Raw genomic sequence first — 18,978 nt, forward strand, 5'->3', positions numbered from 1 at the left:
CCTGCCACCCCCCACTGACAGACGGGATCCCGGCCCGTCCTCAAGGGTGCGTTAGGGTCACCTAACTCGTAAGCTGTAACAGCTTCCTTCACGCCTTACCCGCATATCCGTCACGCCTTACCGGATCGACCGGAGACCTCCGTGCCCAGCCCCTACCGCGCCCTGTTCGCCGCCCCCGGTTCCCGGCGCTTCACCGCCGCGGGGTTCCTCGGCCGGATGCCGTTGTCCATGATGGGCATCGGCGTGGTCACGATGGTCTCCCAGCTCACCGGCCGGTACGGGCTCGCGGGCGCGCTCTCGGCGACCGTCGCCCTGGCCGCCGCCGTGGTGGGCCCGCAGGTCTCGCGCCTTGTCGACCGGTACGGGCAGCGCCGGGTGCTGCGTCCCGCGACGCTGTGCGCCCTGCTGGCCTCGGCCGGTCTGCTGCTCACCGCGCACTTCGGATGGCCGGACTGGTTGCTGTTCGTGTGCAGCGCCGGCATCGGCTGCGTACCGAGCGTCGGCGCGATGACCCGGGCGCGCTGGGCCGCCGTCTACCGCGGCACCCCGCAACTGCACACCGCGTACTCCTTCGAGTCCGTGGTGGACGAGGTCTGCTTCATCCTCGGGCCGATCGTCTCGATCGGGCTGTCCACGGCGTGGTTCCCGGAGGCGGGACCGCTGCTCGCCGCCTGTTTCCTGGCGGTCGGCGTCTTCTGGCTGACCTCCCAGCGCGACACCGAGCCGAAGCCGCATCCGCTCGCGCGGCACCGGAGCGGCTCGGCACTGCGCTCTCCCGGTCTCCAGGTCCTGGTGGTCACCTTCACGGCGACCGGGGCGATCTTCGGGGCCGTCGACGTGGTCACCGTCGCCTTCGCCGAGGAACGTGGCCACAAGGGCGCCGCGAGCATCGTGCTGGCCCTCTACGCGGCGGGCTCCTGCGCGGCAGGAGTCGTGTTCGGGCTGCTGCACCTCCCGGGACGCCTGGAACGCCGGTGGTTGCTGGGCATATGTGCGATGGCCGTGAGTATGATCCCCCTCCTACTGGTCGGAAACTTGCCGTCTCTGGCCGTGGCGCTGTTCGTTGCGGGTCTGTCCATCGCTCCCACGATGATCACGACGATGTCCCTCATCGAACAGCACGTACCACGCGCGCAACTGACCGAGGGCATGACCTGGGTGAGCACCGGGCTCGCGGTCGGCGTCGCGCTCGGCTCCTCCGTGTCCGGCTGGGTGATCGACGCCGCCGGTGCGAGTGCCGGGTACGGGGTTCCGGTGGCGTCCGGGGCCGTCGCGGTCGCGGTCGGTTTCCTCGGGTACCGCCGGCTGAACAGACCGGCTCCGTGTCGGGGAGGCACCGTTGAACAGCACAGTGAGCGGCAAGAGCGGCACGTGGCGTAACTGGGCGGGCAACGTCACCGCCCGGCCCGCCAGGGAGGTCACGCCCGCTTCCGTGGAGGAACTGTCCGCGGCCGTGCGGCAGGCAGCCGCGGACGGCCTGAAGGTGAAGGCCGTGGGCACCGGGCACTCCTTCACGGCGACCGCCGCCACGGACGGGGTGTTGATCCGCCCTCAACTGTTGACCGGCATCCGCAATATCGACCGGGAGAACATGACGGTCACGGTCGAGGCGGGCACTCCGCTCAAGAGACTCAACATGGCCCTCGCCCGCGAGGGTCTGTCGCTCACGAACATGGGCGACATCATGGAGCAGACGGTCTCGGGCGCCACCAGCACCGGCACGCACGGCACGGGCCGCGAGTCGGGCTCGATAGCCGCCCAGATCAAGGGTCTTGAGCTGGTGACGGCGGACGGGTCGGTGCTCGTCTGCTCGGAGAAGGAGAATCCGGAGGTCTTCGCCTCGGCCCGGGTCGGCATCGGCGCCCTGGGGATCATCACGGCGATCACGTTCGCCGTGGAGCCCCTCTTCCTGCTCACCGCCCGCGAGGAGCCGATGACCTTCGACAAGGTCACCAGCACCTTCGACGAACTCTGGGCCGAGAACGAGCACTTCGAGTTCTACTGGTTCCCGCACACCGGCAACACCAACACCAAGCGCAACAACCGCAGCGCGGGCCCCGAGAAGCCCGTCAGCCGGATCAGCGGCTGGATCGAGGACGAGTTCCTCTCCAACGGCGTCTTCCAGGCGGCCCAGCTGGTCGGCCGCACGGTGCCCGCCACGATCCCGACGATCGCCCAGATCTCCAGCAAGGCCCTGTCCGCGCGGACGTACACCGACATCCCGTACAAGGTCTACACATCGCCGCGCCGGGTGCGCTTCGTGGAGATGGAGTACGCCGTTCCGCGCGAGGCCCTGGTGGCGACGCTGCGCGAACTCAAGGCGATGGTCGACCGGTCGGACATGCGGATCAGCTTCCCGGTGGAGGTGCGCACGGCCCCGGCGGACGACATCACGCTCTCCACGGCCTCGGGCCGCGACAGCGCCTACGTCGCCGTCCACATGTTCCGCGGGACGCCCTACCAGGCGTACTTCACCGCCGCCGAGCGCATCTTCACGGCGCACGAGGGACGGCCGCACTGGGGCAAGGTGCACACGCGGGACGCCGAGTACTTCGCCGGGGTCTACCCCCGCTTCGGGGAGTTCACCGCTCTGCGGGACCGGCTCGACCCTGAACGCCTGTTCCAGAACGACTACTTGCGACGAGTTCTCGGCGCGTAGCGAAGGAATTGGTTCCGTTTCCGATGTTTACGTGAAGTGCGCTGCCTCCGAGGTCACGGAGCCGGCGGGGGATCGGCCAACTCGCACTCTCCGGCTGGAATTGGGTGGCGTGCCAATCCACGCACGTGGCCCAAATGGAGTACTGTTGCGAGCCCTGGGTCCGGTCTCCCGCCTGGGCGTCCGGGGGCTTCCAGGATCGCCAAGAGGGGGCTCGTTGCACAGGGTGACGGAGTTTGTCACTTAGCGTTGCGAATAGATAACCGTGGTATAACGGCGAGTTCGGGCCCCTGCCCGACACGCCGGGCAACTCGGCAAGGTTGTGGCAGGCTGCACCCGGGCAGGCCACACTCGACTAGCGGAAGCAGCGACGCACGTGACGTCGGCAGGCACCACCCGGGAGGTCCCCATGCCCGAACTGCGTGTCGTGGCCGTCTCTAACGACGGCACACGGCTGGTGCTGAAGGCTGCGGACAGCACGGAGTACACGCTTCCGATCGATGAGCGTCTGCGCGCCGCGGTACGCGGCGACCGTCCCCGCCTCGGCCAGATCGAGATCGAGGTGGAGAGTCATCTCCGCCCCCGCGACATCCAGGCACGCATACGTGCCGGCGCGTCCGCGGAAGAGGTGGCGCAGCTCGCCGGGATTCCGGTGGACCGCGTACGCCGCTTCGAGGGCCCCGTGCTGGCCGAGCGAGCCTTCATGGCCGAGCGGGCCCGGAAGACTCCGGTCCGTCGGCCCGGTGAGAACGCCGGTCCACAGCTCGGCGAAGCCGTGCAGGAGCGGCTGACGATCCGTGGCGCCGAGAAGGACACCGTCCAGTGGGACTCGTGGCGCCGCGACGACGGCACCTGGGAAGTCCTGCTGGTCTACCTGGTGGCCGGCGAACCGCACTCGGCGAGCTGGACGTACGACCCGCCCCGGCGGCTCGTACAGGCCGTCGACGAGGAGGCCCGCTCGCTGATCGGCGAGTCGGACGACCTCGCGGCGCCCGAGCCCAGTTTTCCGTTCGTACCACGCATCGCCCGGCTGCCGCGCGACCGCCCGCTGGACCGCCCGGTCCTGCCCGCGCCGTCGTCCGAGCTCACCGAGGAGGGCGTGAGCGCGAGCGAGCGGGACTCGCTGACGAGCCTTCTGGAAGCGGTGCCGAGTTTCCGCGGCGACATGGTCGTGCCGGAACGCCCTTCCTCCACGGAAGTCGTGGAGGAACCGGCAGCCGAACCCGAGGTGGAGGAGCCCCCGGCTCCCGCGGCCTCGGCCGGCTCCGCGTACGCGGACGTGCTCATGCCCCGCTCGGTCGGCGCCCACCGGGACCGACTGGTCGGTGCCACCGACCGCCAGGCGGAGGCGGACGGCGTCCGTCCCGGGCGCAGAGCGGCGGTACCGAGCTGGGACGAGATCGTGTTCGGCACACGCCGGAAGAACAAGGAGTAGTCACCCGTCCGGGTTACTCATACGACTGTGGGGCCGCATCCGGTCGGATGCGGCCCCACAGTCGATCGCGCCCCTCGTCCGGCCGAACCGGCCAACGGTCTGTCGAACCACCGCGCTACTGCGGATCGGGCCCCACGGCCACGGGCCGCGCCGGATCCCCCGACCACTCCGACCACGAACCGACGTACAGCGCGGCCGGAATGCCCGCGACCGCCAGGGCCAGGACCTCGTGGGCGCCCGAGACACCCGATCCGCAGTACACGCCCACCGCGGTGGCGTCCGCCGCGCCCAGGGCCTTGAACCGGGCCGTCAGCTCCTCGGCGGGCAGGAACCGTCCGTCCGCCGCCACGTTCTCGTTCGTGGGCGCCGAGACCGCGCCCGGGATGTGTCCGCCGACCCGGTCGATGGGCTCGACCTCGCCCCGGTAACGCTCCCCCGCGCGCGCGTCCAGCAGCAGTCCGGAGCGGGCCAGTGCGGCGGCCCCGTCGGCGTCGAGCAGTCCCACCCCGCCCGGCACCGGCGTGAAGTCGCCCTCGGCGGGCACCGGTACATCTGTGTCCAGCACCTCTTCCCAGGACGGCAACCCGCCGTCGAGAACCCGCACGTCCGGGTGACCCGTCCAGCGCAGCAGCCACCAGGCGCGGGCCGCCGCCCAGCCCTGTCCGCCGTCGTACACGACCACCGGGACCCCGAACGAGACCCCGGCGCGTCGCATGGCGGCGCCGAACACCTCCGGGTCGGGCAGCGGATGCCGGCCGGCCGGTCCCGCCGCCGAGGCGAGCTCCCTGTCCAGGTCGACGAAGACCGCCCCGGGAAGATGCCCGGCGACGTACTCGGCGCGCCCGTCGAAGGGCGCCGCACCGCCCGCGGTGGGCATGCTCAGCTGCCAGCGGACGTCGAGCAGGACCGGCGGGTCGGAACCGGCCAGCTCGTTCACGAGTTCGAGTGCGGAGATGATGGCGTTCATGGCTCCATCCTTGCGCACGGGGTGGCCGCGGCGGCCAGGGCGGGCTACTCTCCCGCCGGACAGGTTCGATCACACGGCGTACGGGATCGGGCACATGCTGTACAACTGATGGACACCTTGCGGCAATTGCGCGGAAACAGGCGAGAAACACCGGTTCGGGCACCCTCGGGACGAGGACGTGCGGAGTCGGCGCGGCCCGGGCGCGCGGTACCGCGGGTGGTGCGAGCATCGGCACGGAGCGTGCCCGCACGCGGGAACGCGGCACGGCACGGGCGACGTACCCAACGGAGCACGCCGTACGGCGGCATGCGGCAGGTCCGCCGACGCGGCGGACGGCGGAAGTGACACGGCCACCGCGAGGGGTCGAGGAGAGAGTGACGATGACCGAGGCACGGGAGTCGGCCGACCGGAACAGCGAAGCGCCGGCCCGGCACGCGCCCGGCACACCCTGCTGGGTGAGTCTGATGGTGCACGGCATGACAGCGACCCAGGAGTTCTACGGGGAGTTGTTCGGCTGGGAGTTCGAGCTGGGCCCGCAGCAGCTCGGCTGGTACGTACGGGCCCTGCTCGACGGCCAGGAGGTGGCCGGCATCGGCCAGCTGCCGCCGGACCGCCACCTCCCCGTCGCCTGGACGCCGTATCTCGCCTCGGACGACGTGGACCTCACCGCGGAGATGGTCCGGCACTCCGGCGGCACCGTGGGCGTGGGCCCGCTGGACGCGGCCGAGGCGGGCCGGCTGGCGATCGCCTCCGACCCGACGGGTGCGGTGTTCGGCATCTGGCAGACCGCCGCCCACCTGGGCACGGGAATCACCGGCGTCCCCGGCACCCCCGCCTGGAACGAGCTGGTGACGCGCGACTCGTCGAGCGTCGCCAAGTTCTACAAGACCGTCTTCGGCTACGAGGAGGAGCCCGTGGTGTCGGCGGACTTCGACTACGTCACCCTGCACGTCGCGGGCCGGCCGGTCGCCGGCATCCACGGCGTGGGCAACCTCCTGCCGCGCGACCGGGGCCCGCACTGGATGACGTACTTCGAGGTCGCCGACGCGGACGCGGCGGCCACCCGCCTGGTGGACCTGGGCGGCCACGTCGTCAGCCCCCCGCACGACAGCGCACACGGCCGCGTGGCGACCGTGACGGACCCGGAGGGGGCGTTGTTCTCGCTGATCCAGGGGGCCCACTGACGGCCCCCTGGAGGGCGCCTACGCGGGCCGCAGGACGCTGTGGATCGCGGCCTCGCCGGCCGCGAAGATCGAGTCCTCGCGGACCCTCGCCCCCGGACTCGGTGCGTGCATCATCATTCCGTCGCCGACGAAGATGCCCACGTGACCGACATGGCCCGCGTCCCCGTGGTAGAAGACCAGGTCACCGGAGCGGATGTCGGCGACGTTGATCGCCATCCCGGCGCTCGCCTGCTCGTGCACGGAACGCGGGAGCGCGACCCCGGCGGCCTTCCAAGCGGCCTGGATGAGACCGGAGTTGTCGTACGAGCCCGGCCCGACCGCGCCCCAGACGCACGGCCTGCCGATCTGCGCGCGGGCGAAGGCGACCGCCTTCGCGGCCTTGGCACCGGGCTCCAGGCCCAGCGCGAGGCCGTTGCCGATACTCGCGCCGGACCCGGCACCCGGGAACGATTCGGTGCCGAAGTGGTAGGTCCCCGTGGCGTAGGACGTCTGCGTGCCGTGGGGCGGCGTGTGCGCTCCGTAGGACGGCGTCCCGTGCGGCGGCGTCTGCGTGCCGTAGGGCGCCTCCGTCACGGGGAACGGGTCGGCGACCGGGAACGGTTCCGTGACCAGGGGCAGTTCGGTGACGAGGGCGTAGTCCCCGTCGCGGAGCGTGCCCGCGTAGAGGGGTGTGCCCGCGTCCAGGAACGCGTCCGCGCTGAGACCGGCCGGCTGGGGCAGTTGCCACTCCTCGGCGGGCTGGGGGCGAACCTGTTCCGCGTGGTTCGGGAGGCGCCAGGCATCCTCGACGGGCAGGGGGCCGGCTACCTGGAGAGGAGCGGCGCCCTGGGCGGCCGACGGGAACCAACTGGGCTCGGCCGAAAGCGCGTTCAGGCTCCCCTGAGGTTCCTGACGCGGTGCGGGCACGGCCGACAGCGCGCCCACGGGTGCGGCGGGCAGTTCGGCGACCGGCGCGGGCGGCAGCTCGGCCATGAGCCCGGGAGGCAGTGCGGCCGTCGGTCCGGCGGCCGGCGCGGCGACGGGTCCGGCGGTCAACTCCGCCACCGGAAGGGCGGCCAGCTCGACGCCGGGACCCGCGGGCCGGGTGGGCCGGGCCTCCGCCGCGCGGGCGGGCCTCCTGTCGGGCGGCAGCACCGCCGGCACGGTCGGGCCCAACTGGGCGCGCCCCACGTCGAACCACGGTCGGGCGACCTCGTCGAGGGCGGGATCGGAGCGCCTGCGCGCGCTCTCGGGCGCCGGGTTGACGCGCTTGCGTATCCCGAGCCTCATCGCGCGGGTGGCGTTGAAGGTCCCGGTGAAGCTCTCGGCCTGGTCGTAGAGGCTGTTGATCCGTTGCTGGACCTCCTCACGGCTCGGCCCATCATCTCGGGTTCGTTCCGGCGCCATGGCGGGACGAGCTCCTTCCGTGGTACGTCTCCCCGGCCCACTGTCAGGTGCGGACAACAGGTTTGGGAAGGTGTTCGGAGGTCAACTTAGCCAACTTGTGTGCTTCAGGTGAAGGTTGAAGCACGAAATGCCCGATACGTTATTGTGACCTTCATCGTATCGAGAGCGGCCGGAAAGAACCGCCTAGGAGAACGATCAGGCCGAATTGACCGGCAGGACGTCCGGAGAGATGACGGAGGCGTGCGCGGATGCGCTCGTCATCCGGCGCCGGTGGTGGCGCCGGCACAGCACCTCGTAGCCGATCTCCTCAGCCTGTCGGTTCACGTCACCGACGACGACCTGCTCGCCCTCCACCACCATCACGCCCCCCACGGTGCGCGCGTTGTGCGTGGCCCGTGCGCCGCACCAGCACATCGCCTCCACCTGGAGGGTCTCGATCCGGTCCGCCAGCTCGATCAGCCGCTGGGAGCCCGGGAAGAGCTTCGTGCGGAAGTCGGTGGTGATGCCGAACGCGAAGACGTCCAGTCCCAGGTCGTCCACCACCCGCGCCAACTGGTCGATCTGCTGCGGCGCGAGGAACTGTGCCTCGTCCACGATCACGTAGTCGACCTTGCCGCCCCTGGACATCTGGTCCACCAGATAGGCGTGCAGATCCATGCCCACGGTCGCCTCGACCGCCTCCGTCACCAGCCCCAGCCGCGAGGAGAGCTTGCCCTCGCCCGCCCGGTCGTCGCGGGTGAAGATCACACCCTGAAGTCCTCGTGCCGACCGGTTGTGCCCGATCTGGAGCGCCAGCGTCGACTTCCCGCAGTCCATCGTTCCGGAGAAGAACACCAACTCGGGCATGGGAGGTCGAGCACCTTTCGGCGAGATTCGCGGGGGACGGGAGCAGGGCGAGGAGGCTGGGCAGGGGCTGTCGGGCGGGTGCGGGCGTCAGGAGCGTACTTGCAGGAGCGGGACCAGCTGTTCCGCAGGGGTCATGGAACCGTGGTTGCCGACCATCACGGACTCCCTCGGCTCCCGCTCGGAGGCGACGATCAGGACGTCGTCCCGGGCCGCCGCGACCACGTCGCCGATCCGCCCGTACACACGCTCGTCGACCGTCGGTCCGAACCAGCCCGCCGCGATCGCCTCGTCGCGCGAGGCCACCCAGAACTGTTCGCCGAGCACCTCGCGCCAGCAGGTCAGTACGTCGGCCTCGGCTCCCCGCACCGCGTACACGTGCCGTGCGCGGCCCTCGCCGCCCAACAGGGCGACACCGGCGCGCAGTTCCCAGTCCTCGTCGAAGTCGATGCGGTGCTGCTCGTCGAACGGGATGTCGATCATGCCGTGGTCGGCGGTGACGTACAGCGCGGCACGCGGCGGGAGTTGTTCCGCCAGCCGCTGGACGAGCCGGTCCACGTACATGAGCTGACCGCGCCAGGGGTCCGAGTCGACACCGAAGCGGTGGCCCTTGCCGTCCACCTCCGCGTAGTACGTGTACACCAGCGAACGGTCACCGGCGGCCAGTTGCTCGGCCGCCAGGTCCATCCGGTCCTCGCCGGAGAGCTTCCCCCGGAACGTTCCGCCACTGAGCGCGATCTTCGTCAGCGGGGTGTTCTCGAAGGTCGGCGAGGAGACCTGGGCCGTGTGCACACCGGCCGCGTGCGCCAGCTGGAACACTGTGGGGTACGGCTGCCACGCGCGCGGGTCCGTCCACGGCTGCCAGCGCAGCTGGTTCATCAGCTCACCGGTGGCCGGATCGCGCACCATGTAACCGGGCAGGCCGTGCGCGCCCGGCGGCAGACCGGTGCCGACCGAGGCGAGGGAGGTCGCGGTGGTCGCCGGATAGCCGGTGGTGATCGGGCGGCCCGTGCCACCGCGCGAGCTGCTCATGAGCGAGCTCATGAAGGGGGCCTCGTCCGGGTGCGCCCGGAGCTGCTCCCAGCCCAGTCCGTCGATCAGGAACACGCAGTTCCGGTCGGCGGGCGCCAGTTCCGGGATCGCCGGGGACATGCCCGGTACGTCCATGCCGGCGGCCAGGGTGGGCAGCAGGTCGGCGAGCGAACCCGTGCCGTACTGCGGGACGGGGGCGGAGGATACGGCGAGTGGTTCCGGGTGGTCCCAGGCGGTCGGCTGCGCCATCAGCGGGTGACGTCCGCGGTCGCTTCCGAGAGGGCCTGCGCGAAGACGAGGGCCTGGCGGACCGTCTCCGGGCCGTCACCGGCCTCGCTGACACGCAGGCTCAGGTCGTCGGCGGTCGAGCTGCCGGTGTAGCCGTGGTCCGCCTCGCAGTTGGGGTCGCCGCAGGCGGCGGGCTCCAGGTCGATGCGGGAGACGGCGCCCCAGCCGATGGTGAGGACGACCTCGCGGGGCAGCGTGCCCGGCGTGTACGACTCCGGGTTGGCGACGACCCTGCTGACGACGACGGACGAGATACGGCCCAGCTTCACGGATTCCGTGGACGTGGTGGCGTACGGCGTCGGGGACGTGGTGTCCTCGGCCTGCTCGTCGGTGTGGCTGACGATGAAACGATTGCCCGTGAGGACGAGCACGGTCACGTGCCGACGCACCTCGTTCGCGTCGAATGTCGTCTCCTGGTGGACCAGGTACGACCGGATGGAGTCGCCGCCGATCGCGGCCTCCACCGCCTCGGCCACGAGGGCCGGGTAGTAGCCGCTGCGCTCGATCGCCGCTCGCAGCCCCTGGGTCGACGTACTGGTCTTGGCCATGTGCCCATCCTACGGGGGCCCACTGACTGCGAGGCACCGCTCAGTACACAGGAAGTGTCCTGGGACCCAGGTCGTCACGGGCGGGCGGCGGCGCCAACCGCACCGACGCCCCGAGCACGCTCACGCCGTGCTGTGCGACGACCACCGGCTCCAGCGACACGGCGATGACCTCGGGGTGATCGTCCACGAGCCGCGACACCCTGAGCAGCAGTTCTTCCAGCGCCCCCGTGTCGACCGGCGCCGAGCCGCGCCAGCCGAAGAGGAGCGGCGCCGTCCGGATGGACCGGATCAGCGACGCCGCGTCGCGGTCGGTGACCGGTATCAGTCGGTGCGCGATGTCCCCGAGCAGCTGCGAGGCGGGTCCGGCGAGCCCGAAGGAGAGCACCGCGCCGGCCGCCGGGTCGATCACCGCCCGTACGACGGTGTCGACTCCCCGCGGTGCCATCCCCTGCACCACCGGCCGCACCTCCTCAGGGCTCCCGAAGAGGCCGGTCAGTTCGGCGTACGCCCGCCGCAGTTGCTCCTCGTCCGCGAGATCCAGGCGTACGCCGCCGAGGTCGGCGCGGTGCCGCAGGTGCGGGGCGGTGGCCTTGAGGGCGACGGGGTATCCGAGGGTCCGCGCGGCGGCCACGGCGTCCTCGGGGTTCGGGGCGGGCAAAGCTCCGCGCACCGGGATGCCGTATGTCCCGAGCAGCTCGCACGTCTCGTCCGCGCCGAGGGTGAGCCCCTGCCCGCGCGCGAGGAGCCCGCCGATCAGCTCGGCGGCCCCCTTCTCGTCGATGTCCGCGTCGATGGACTCGGGCACCCTGCCGGGCTCGGCGGCCTCCCGCCGCCACTGCGCGTACTTCACGGCTTCCCCGAGGGCCCGTACGGCGCGCTCGGCGGCGGGGTAGGCGGGGATGAGACGGGAGCAGGAACCGGGGGCGGGCGGGGCCGGGGACGCCGGGGCCTGCGAAACCGGCGCGGAGGCCGGCCGTTCCGCCCCGGGGGTCGGCAGGCGTTCCGCCACTGCGGTGCCGGGTGCCGGTGAACCTGTCTGCGGGGCGGTGCTGGCGGCGGCCGACAGCGCCTCCGCCAGTCCCCCGAGCTCCACATGAACCACCAGTACCGGCTTCCCGGGTACCTCCGCCGCGGCCGACCGCAGGGCCTCGGCCAACGCGGCGTCCCCGGGGGTGCCCTCCCCCACCGTGGGGATTGCGGTGACGACGACCGCATCGCTCGCCTCGTCCGCCAGCGCCGCAGACAGTGCCCGCTGGAAGTCCTCGGGCGACGCCCCCGTCGTCAGGTCCAGCGGCGCCAGCGGCTGGAGCCCCTCGGAGAGGCACGCGTCGTACGTCAGCAGCCCCAGCGACTCCGAGTTCCCCAGGATCGCCACCCGCGGCCCGGCGGGCAGCGGCTGCCGGGCCAGCAGCAGCCCCGCGTCGACCAGCTCGGTGATCGTGTCCACCCGGATCACACCGGCCTGCCGCAGCAGCTCGGACACCGTCGCGTGCGGCAACCGCGTGGCCCGTACGGCATGCCCCTGGGGAGCGGCGCCGCCGTGCCGCGTCCCCTGTACGACCACCAGCGGCTTCGCCGCCGCCGTGCGCCGCGCGAGGCGGGTGAACTTGCGCGGGTTGCCGATGGATTCGAGGTACATGAGGACGACGTCGGTGTCCGGGTCGTCGTACCAGTACTGGAGTACGTCGTTGCCCGACACGTCGGCCCGGTTGCCGGACGAGACGAAGGTCGACACCCCGGTGACCCCGGTGACTCCTCCCCCGCGCCGGTGCAGCCGGGACAGCAGCGCGATCCCGATGGCCCCGGACTGCGCGAACAGCCCGATCCGCCCGGGCCTCGGCATCTCGGGGGCGAGCGACGCGTTCAGCCGGACGTCCTGCGCCGTGTTGATGACGCCGAAGGCGTTGGGGCCGATGATGCGCATCCCGTACGTGCGCGCGTGCCGCACGAGTTCGCGCTGCCGCTCCCGTCCCTCGGGGCCGCTCTCGGCGTACCCGGCGGAGACCACGACGAGCCCCTGCACGCCGTGCTCACCGCACTCGGTGACGACATCGGGGACGTACGCGGCCGGGACGGCGACGACCGCGAGGTCGACGGAGCCCCCGATGTCGCCGACCGACCGGTGGGCCGGCACTCCGTCGATGTCCTTCTGCTCTTCCGGGAAGGCGCTGTTGACCGCGTACAGCTCACCGGTGAAACCGGCGTCCCTGATGTGGTCGAGGATGCTGCGGCCGACGCCGCCGGGGGCGCGGCCGACGCCGATGACGGCCACGGCGCCCGGGACGAGCAGTCGCCGTACGGAACGCCCCTCGGCACGCTGCTCCCGCGCGCGCTGGACGGCGAGGGAGCGGTCCGTGGGCTCCAGGTCGAACTCCAGGCGTACGACGCCGTCCTCGAAGCTGCGCTTCTGGGTGTACCCGGCGTCCGTGAACACCTTGATCATCTTGCTGTTGGCCGGCAGCACCTCGGCGGCGAAGCGGCGGATGCCGCGCTCGCGGGCGACAGCGGCGATGTGTTCGAGGAGGGCGGAGGCCACGCCCCGGCCCTGGTGCGCGTCCTGCACCAGGAAGGCGACCTCGGCCTCGTGGGCGGGACCGGAGGCGGGCAGTCCCTCGGCGTCGATGCGGTCGTAGCGTACGGTGGCGATGAACTCGCCGCCGACCGTGGCCGCGAGCCCCACCCGGTCCACGAAGTCGTGGTGGGTGAAGCGGTGGACGTCCTTTGCGGACAGGCGCGGATAGGGCGCGAAGAAGCGGTAGTACTTCGACTCGTCCGAGACCTGTTCGTAGAAGCTGACCAGCCGGTCGGCGTCGTCCGCCGTGATGGGCCGGACACGGGCGGTGCCGCCGTCGCGCAGCACGACGTCCGCCTCCCAGTGGGCGGGGTACTCGTGCCGGTCCGCCGAGTTCTGCATGCGCCCCAGAGTACGGCTCGCGTCCGACAACGTCGCGAGGCAGTCTGTGGGGAACCGGAGTCGGGCCCAGGCCGGGGTTCGAACGCGGTTCCGGGACGGGTTTCGGCCCGCCTCCCGGCACGCTTCACGCTATGGAACAATGGTCTAGACAACCCTGAGACAGTGAAGGGCAGCATCACATGGCTGAGCGCCGCGTCAACGTCGGCTGGGCGGAGGGCCTCCACGCCCGCCCCGCCTCCATCTTCGTCCGTGCGGCCACGGCCGCCGGCGTCCCCATGACGATCGCCAAGGCCGACGGCAACCCCGTCAACGCGGCCTCCATGCTGGCGGTCCTCGGCCTGGGCGCCCAGGGCGGCGAGGAGATCGTCCTCGCCTCCGAGGCGGAGGGCGCGGACGCCGCGCTCGACCGTCTGGCGAAGCTGGTGGCCGAGGGACTCGAGGAACTTCCCGAGACGGTCTGAAAAGTCCGGCGGAGTCCTTGATTGAGGGTGGCGACAGTCGCCACCGCAAAAGAACCACCCGCACACGGCGAAGGGCCCGCCCGAATATCGGGCGGGCCCTTCACAATTCCCGATCGCGGGCAGCAGAAATAACCTCCCGCGAATTCGACTCTCTTTGTATACGGCTCCCGTGTTAATGACGCAGGCCCGTCATGTTTACGGGATGTTGCGAAGTCCTCACACGATCCGGCCTGTCCCCGGCGCCCGGAAATCGAAGCCGGTGCACGGCGGTCGCGCGCTCGGTGTGCAGCGCCGTGATGGCCCGCGCCCGCTCACTGTCGCCGCGCGCCACCGCGTCCACGATCGCCCCGTGTTCCGCCCAGGAGTCGACGGGGCTGGCAGGCGCCTCCACCGTGTACATCCAGGCGATCTTGTGCCGGAGCTGGGTGAGTGTCGAGGCCAGGGTGTGGCTTCCGGAGGCCTGGGTCAGCGTCTCGTGGAACCAGCCCCCCAGGGAGCGCAGATCCTCGCTGTTCCCCCTCCTGGCCCGCTCCTGGCCCAGCCTGACCAGGCCCCGCAGCACCTTGAGGTGGGCCTCGGTGCGCCGCTGGGCGGCCCGGGAGGCACCCAGCGGCTCCAGGAGCATGCGCATCTCCAGCAGGTCGGAGGCCTCCTGCTCGGTGGGTTCCGCGACGCACGCGCCCGCGTGCCGCCGGGTCACCACGAAGCCCTCGGCCTCCAGGGTGCGCAGGGCCTCGCGGACGGGGACGCGCGAGACGCCGTAGCGGCGCGCGAGCAGTTCCTCGGTGAGCCGGCTGCCGCGCTCGTAGACACCGGCGACGATGTCGTCCCGGATCGCCGTGCATACCGAGTGCGCCGGAATACGCATGTCCGACCTCCGCTTTAATCCCCGTGAAACGTCGACGATTGACGTGTGTTGAGTGACTCTATTGCAGAGAACCGGAATTTCCGACGGCAGGCCGGAATCGATGGATATTTTTTGGACACACCACCCTCCGAAACGCCGAAAGCCCCGGCTCGGGGAGCCGGGGCCACGACAAGTGGTGCGCGGGGTCGTCAGACGTTCACGCCGTGCGAGCGGAGGTAGGCGACGGGGTTGATGTCCGAGCCGTACTCCGGGGTCGTACGTGCCTCGAAGTGGAGGTGCGCCCCGGTGACGTTGCCGGTGGCTCCGGAGAGGCCTATCTGCTGACCCGGGGTGACCGTCTGGCCGACGGACACATTGATGGACGACAGATGACCGTACTGGGTGTACGTACCATCAATCATCTTGATCACGATGTTGTTGCCGTAGGACCCTCCCCAGCCGGCCTCGACGACGGTGCCGGAGCCCACCGCCTGGACGGTGGTGCCGGACGCGGCGTGGAAGTCGACACCGGTGTGGCTGCCGGAGGACCAGACGGCGCCGCCCGCCTTGTAGCCCGTGGAGATGTACGAGCCGGCGATCGGGGCGACGTAGCTGGTGAGGCGCTTGCGCTCGGCCTCACGGGCGGCACGGGCCTTCGCCTCGCGCGCCTCCTTGACCCGCTCCTCCGCTTCCTTCTTCGCGGCGGCGACGGCCCGCTTCTCGGCGGCGGCCTTCTCTGCGGCCTGTTCCTGGGCGGCGGCCTGCGCGTCTATCTCGTCGGCGAGCGACTCACCGATGGAGACCACCGGGGTGAGACCGGTCTGCTCGACGGTGGACTCCGCGGCGAGCGCCGGAGCTGCGAGGGAGCCGACGACGCCGGTGGTCGCGAGGGCGGCGACGCCGGCCGCGCGGACGGTCGTACGGGTGACAAGACTGGGGCGGCTGGGACGACGGTGCTTCCCGGTGGCGCGGGTGAACGCCATGTAGTGGTGGGTCCTTTCCTTCCTTCTCGCCTACCGGGTTAGCTGACGGGTTCGGAGCAGGAAGGTCTCCTACGGACACCCTCGCTGTACACGCGGGCATCCGATTCACCCCAGGGACTGCACATGGTGGGTCCCCGGCTCCCCTGGCTCGCGCCGTACGGGGACTCGGCGATGACTGTCCGGTGCCGCGGCTGCGGCGCAGTGCATGACGGACAGCCGGACAGACGCTAAACGGGACATCTTTCAATCAACAAACCGATCACGGGTTTTGTAGCGCATGCCACAGTGCAGACTGTCCACCTCTCCATCAATACGGACAACTTGCGCATCAACATGGACACAGAAGCCCCGGTGACGCTTTCGTCACCGGGGCTCCTGTCGTGTACGCCGGGTGCCGCTACTCGGCGGGGACGACGGTCACTTCGCCGATACCGAGGGCCCGGACGGGCTCCTCGATCGTCGCCGCGTCCCCGACGAGCACCGTCACCAGACGGTCCACCGGGAAGGCGTTGACGGCCGCCGCGGTGGCCTCCACCGTGCCGGTCGCGGCGAGCTGCCGGTACAGCGTCGCCTGGTAGTCGTCGGGCAGGTGCTGCTCGACCTGGTCGGCCAGCGTGCTCGCAACGGCCGCCGCGGTCTCGTACTTGAGCGGGGCGACTCCGACCAGGTTCTGCACCGCGACATCGCGCTCGGCGTCGGTGAGCCCCTCGGCCGCGAGGGTGCGCAGCACCTTCCAGAGGTCCGCCAGCGCGGGACCGGTGTTCGGCGTGTCGAAGGAGCCGCTGATGGCGAGCAGCGCGGCGCCCGTGCCGTCCGGGGCGGAGCGCAGCACCTGGCCGAACGCCCGCACACCGTAGGTGTAGCCCTTTTCCTCGCGCAGGACACGGTCCAGGCGGGAGGTGAGGGTGCCGCCGAGGCAGTACGTGCCGAGGACCTGGGCGGCCCAGACGCGGTCGTGCCGGTCGGCGCCGATGCGGCCGATGAGCAGCTGGGTCTGCACGGCGCCGGGGCGGTCCACGATGACGACACGGCCGGTGTCGTCGGCGGTCACCGGCGGCACGGGCCGCGGCTCGGCCGTCGAACCCGTCCAGGCCCCCAGGGTGTCGCCGAGCAGCGCGTCCAGGTCGACGCCGGTGAGGTCGCCGACGACCACGGCGGTGGCCGTGGCGGGCCGGACGTGCCTCTCGTAGAAGGCGCGTACGGCTGCCGCGTCGATCTTCGCGACCGTCTCCTCGGTGCCCTGGCGCGGACGTGACATGCGCGAGGACGCCGGGAACAGCTCCTTGTACAGCTGCTTGGCCGAGCGGCGGGCCGGGTTGGCCGTCTCGTGCGGGATCTCGTCGAGCCGGTTGCGCACCAGCCGCTCGATCTCGCTGTCCGAGAACGCGGGCGCCCTGAGTGCGTCGGCCAGCAGACCGAGCGCCTTGGGGAGACGCGACACGGGGACTTCGAGGCTGAGCCGCACACACGGGTGGTCGGCGTGCGCGTCGAGGGTGGCGCCGCAGCGCTCCAGCTCGGCGGCGAACTCCTCGGCGGAGTGCTTGTCGGTGCCTTCGGAGAAGGCCCGGGCCATGATCGTGGCCACTCCGTCGAGACCGGCCGGCTCGGCCTCCAGGGGGGCGTCGACGAGTACCTCGACGGCGACGACCTGCTGGCCGGGGCGGTGGCAGCGCAGGACGGTCAGACCGTTGCCGAGGGTGCCGCGCCCGGGGGCCGGGAAGGCCCAGGGCCTGGCCTCGCCCGCCTGGGGCTGGGGGTGGAACTCCATCGTGGCGAGCTCGGTCACTTGGCCGCCTCCTCGTCGGTGTCGGTGGCTTCGATCGTGGCCTCGGCCTCGGGGTCCTGGGGCGGATCCGCGTCCTCGGCGGTCTCGCCGGAGACCGGCTCGTAGACGAGCACCGCGCGGTTGTCGGGGCGCAGCCGGTCCTTGGCGGCCTGCTGGACCTCCTCGGCCGTGACGTCGAGCACGCGCTCCACGGCGGTCAGGGCGAGCTGCGGGTCGCCGAACAGCACCGCGAAACGGCACAGTTCGTCGGCGCGGCCCGAGACCGTGCCGAGCCGGTCGAGCCACTCGCGCTCCAACTGGGCCTGGGCGCGTTCCATTTCCTCGGCCGTGGGGCCCTCCGCGGCGAACCGGGCGAGCTCCTCGTCGACGGCGGCCTCGATGACCGGCACCTCGACGTCCGCGGAGGTCTTCACGTCCAGCCACCCCAGGGAGGGTGCTCCGGCCAGCCGCAGCAGGCCGAAGCCGGCCGCCACCGCCGTACGGTCCCGCCGTACGAGCCGGTTGTAGAGCCGGGAGGACTCGCCGCCGCCGAGGACGGTGAGCGCCAGGTCGGCCGCGTCGCACGCGCGCGTGCCGTCCTCCGGGAGCCGGTAGGCGGCCATCAACGCGCGCGCGGGGACCTCCTCCTCGACGACCTCGCGCAGTTCCTCGCCGATGACGTCGGGGAGGGCGCCGGAGCGCGGCGCGGGCTTGCCGTCGTGCCCGGCGATGGATCCGAAGTACTTCTCGACCCAGGCGAGCGTCTGGACGGGGTCGATGTCCCCGACGACCGACAGGACGGCGTTGTTGGGCGCGTAGTACGTGCGGAAGAACGCGCGCGCGTCCTCCAGCGTCGCCGCGTCCAGATCGGCCATGGAGCCGATCGGCGTGTGGTGGTAGGGGTGGCCCTCCGGGTAGGCGAGGGCGGTCAGCTTCTCGAACGCCGTCCCGTACGGGACGTTGTCGTAGCGCTGCCGCCGCTCGTTCTTGACGACGTCCCGCTGGTTCTCCATCGACTCGTCGTCGAGGGCCGCGAGCAGCGAGCCCATGCGGTCGGCCTCCAGCCAGAGCGCGAGCTCCAGTTGGTGGGTGGGCATGGTCTCGAAGTAGTTGGTGCGCTCGAAGCTGGTGGTCCCGTTGAGCGAGCCGCCCGCGCCCTGGACCAGTTCGAAGTGGCCGTTGCCCTTCACCTGGCCCGAACCCTGGAACATCAGGTGCTCGAAGAGGTGAGCCAGGCCGGTACGGCCCTTGACCTCGTGGCGCGACCCGACGTCGTACCAGAGGCACACCGCTGCGACCGGGGTCAGGTGGTCCTCGGAGAGCACCACGCGCAGCCCGTTGGCGAGGCGGTGCTCTGTCGCTGTCAGGCCGCCGGAGCCTGCCTCGGCTGTGGCCGTGTGACCCATGGGCATGTACGTCCCTTCGATCGCGGATGCGGTTGTTGCAACCGCTGTTTTCCTGCCGGTCCTGCCACTGTATGCAAGCGTGTGGAGTGCTGGCGAAGTTCCCGGCGGACGTACGCCGACAGCGAGATTCCCCGCCTTCCAGGCGGTACGTTTCAGCATCAGCGGCCATGGCCCAACACCGCCGCAGGCACGGGCCTTGGTCCGCGTTGTCAGTGCGGCAGTCCACAATGGTCCGCGTCAGATCCCGTTCATGTCTCAGCAGG

Annotated in this window: 15 protein-coding genes and 1 riboswitch; of the genes, 5 read left to right on the plus strand and 10 right to left on the minus strand. The window is 71.2% G+C overall.

Features of this window, described 5'->3' with window-relative positions:
- Positions 1 to 141 precede the first annotated feature (141 nt).
- From OG595_RS09450 to sepH, 3 genes are all read left to right on the plus strand, one after another.
- A complete protein-coding gene (locus OG595_RS09450) occupies positions 142 to 1,380 on the plus strand; it encodes an MFS transporter (RefSeq protein WP_329269952.1) in 1,239 nt (412 codons plus the stop codon).
- A complete protein-coding gene (locus tag OG595_RS09455) occupies positions 1,340 to 2,659 on the plus strand; it encodes a D-arabinono-1,4-lactone oxidase (protein ID WP_329269954.1) in 1,320 nt (439 codons plus the stop codon). The genes OG595_RS09450 and OG595_RS09455 overlap by 41 nt, the downstream gene beginning before the upstream one ends.
- A gap of 406 nt (positions 2,660 to 3,065) precedes the next feature.
- Positions 3,066 to 4,091, plus strand: coding sequence for a septation protein SepH (sepH, locus tag OG595_RS09460; protein ID WP_329269957.1), 1,026 nt, complete (start codon positions 3,066 to 3,068; stop codon positions 4,089 to 4,091).
- 115 nt (positions 4,092 to 4,206) lie between these two features.
- On the opposite strand, the gene OG595_RS09465 is transcribed toward sepH, so the two are convergent.
- On the minus strand, positions 4,207 to 5,058 hold the full coding sequence (locus OG595_RS09465) for a sulfurtransferase (protein ID WP_329269959.1): 852 nt from the start codon (positions 5,056 to 5,058) through the stop codon (positions 4,207 to 4,209).
- Between the two features lie 380 nt (positions 5,059 to 5,438).
- Here OG595_RS09465 and OG595_RS09470 point away from each other — a divergent pair, with 380 nt between their 5' ends.
- A complete protein-coding gene (locus OG595_RS09470; RefSeq protein ID WP_329269961.1) occupies positions 5,439 to 6,242 on the plus strand; it encodes a VOC family protein in 804 nt (267 codons plus the stop codon).
- A gap of 18 nt (positions 6,243 to 6,260) precedes the next feature.
- Here the strand turns inward: OG595_RS09470 and OG595_RS09475 are convergent, their stop codons facing one another.
- From OG595_RS09475 to OG595_RS09495, 5 genes are all read right to left on the minus strand, one after another.
- A complete protein-coding gene (locus OG595_RS09475; RefSeq protein WP_329269962.1) occupies positions 6,261 to 7,628 on the minus strand; it encodes a C40 family peptidase in 1,368 nt (455 codons plus the stop codon).
- A gap of 195 nt (positions 7,629 to 7,823) precedes the next feature.
- A complete protein-coding gene (locus OG595_RS09480) occupies positions 7,824 to 8,474 on the minus strand; it encodes a thymidine kinase (RefSeq protein ID WP_329269964.1) in 651 nt (216 codons plus the stop codon).
- Positions 8,475 to 8,561: 87 nt separating this feature from the next.
- A complete protein-coding gene (locus OG595_RS09485) occupies positions 8,562 to 9,752 on the minus strand; it encodes an alkaline phosphatase family protein (RefSeq protein WP_329269966.1) in 1,191 nt (396 codons plus the stop codon).
- A complete protein-coding gene (locus OG595_RS09490; protein ID WP_006379737.1) occupies positions 9,752 to 10,339 on the minus strand; it encodes a DUF5998 family protein in 588 nt (195 codons plus the stop codon). Before OG595_RS09490 ends, OG595_RS09485 begins: the two co-directional genes overlap by 1 nt.
- 40 nt (positions 10,340 to 10,379) lie before the next feature.
- The gene (locus OG595_RS09495; RefSeq protein WP_329269971.1) at positions 10,380 to 13,253 is read right to left on the minus strand and encodes a bifunctional acetate--CoA ligase family protein/GNAT family N-acetyltransferase; all 2,874 of its coding nucleotides are present in this window, start codon (positions 13,251 to 13,253) and stop codon (positions 10,380 to 10,382) included.
- Between the two features lie 179 nt (positions 13,254 to 13,432).
- On the opposite strand from OG595_RS09495, the gene OG595_RS09500 reads away from it, so the two are divergent.
- On the plus strand, positions 13,433 to 13,714 hold the full coding sequence (locus tag OG595_RS09500) for an HPr family phosphocarrier protein (protein ID WP_006379745.1): 282 nt from the start codon (positions 13,433 to 13,435) through the stop codon (positions 13,712 to 13,714).
- A 172-nt stretch (positions 13,715 to 13,886) separates the two neighbouring features.
- On the opposite strand, the gene OG595_RS09505 is transcribed toward OG595_RS09500, so the two are convergent.
- The 4 genes from OG595_RS09505 to OG595_RS09520 form a co-directional block, all read right to left on the minus strand.
- The gene (locus OG595_RS09505) at positions 13,887 to 14,582 is read right to left on the minus strand and encodes a GntR family transcriptional regulator (RefSeq protein WP_329269974.1); all 696 of its coding nucleotides are present in this window, start codon (positions 14,580 to 14,582) and stop codon (positions 13,887 to 13,889) included.
- A gap of 188 nt (positions 14,583 to 14,770) precedes the next feature.
- On the minus strand, positions 14,771 to 15,544 hold the full coding sequence (locus tag OG595_RS09510; protein WP_329269977.1) for a M23 family metallopeptidase: 774 nt from the start codon (positions 15,542 to 15,544) through the stop codon (positions 14,771 to 14,773).
- A gap of 12 nt (positions 15,545 to 15,556) precedes the next feature.
- Positions 15,557 to 15,725: riboswitch (cyclic di-AMP (ydaO/yuaA leader) on the minus strand.
- 216 nt (positions 15,726 to 15,941) lie between these two features.
- Positions 15,942 to 17,330, minus strand: a complete 1,389-nt coding sequence (locus tag OG595_RS09515; protein WP_329269979.1) for a M16 family metallopeptidase — start codon at positions 17,328 to 17,330, stop codon at positions 15,942 to 15,944.
- The gene (locus tag OG595_RS09520; RefSeq protein ID WP_329269981.1) at positions 17,327 to 18,721 is read right to left on the minus strand and encodes a M16 family metallopeptidase; all 1,395 of its coding nucleotides are present in this window, start codon (positions 18,719 to 18,721) and stop codon (positions 17,327 to 17,329) included. Before OG595_RS09520 ends, OG595_RS09515 begins: the two co-directional genes overlap by 4 nt.
- Positions 18,722 to 18,978 lie beyond the last annotated feature (257 nt).

It is taken from the genome of Streptomyces sp. NBC_01451, assembly GCF_036227485.1.
Taxonomy (GTDB): domain Bacteria; phylum Actinomycetota; class Actinomycetes; order Streptomycetales; family Streptomycetaceae; genus Streptomyces.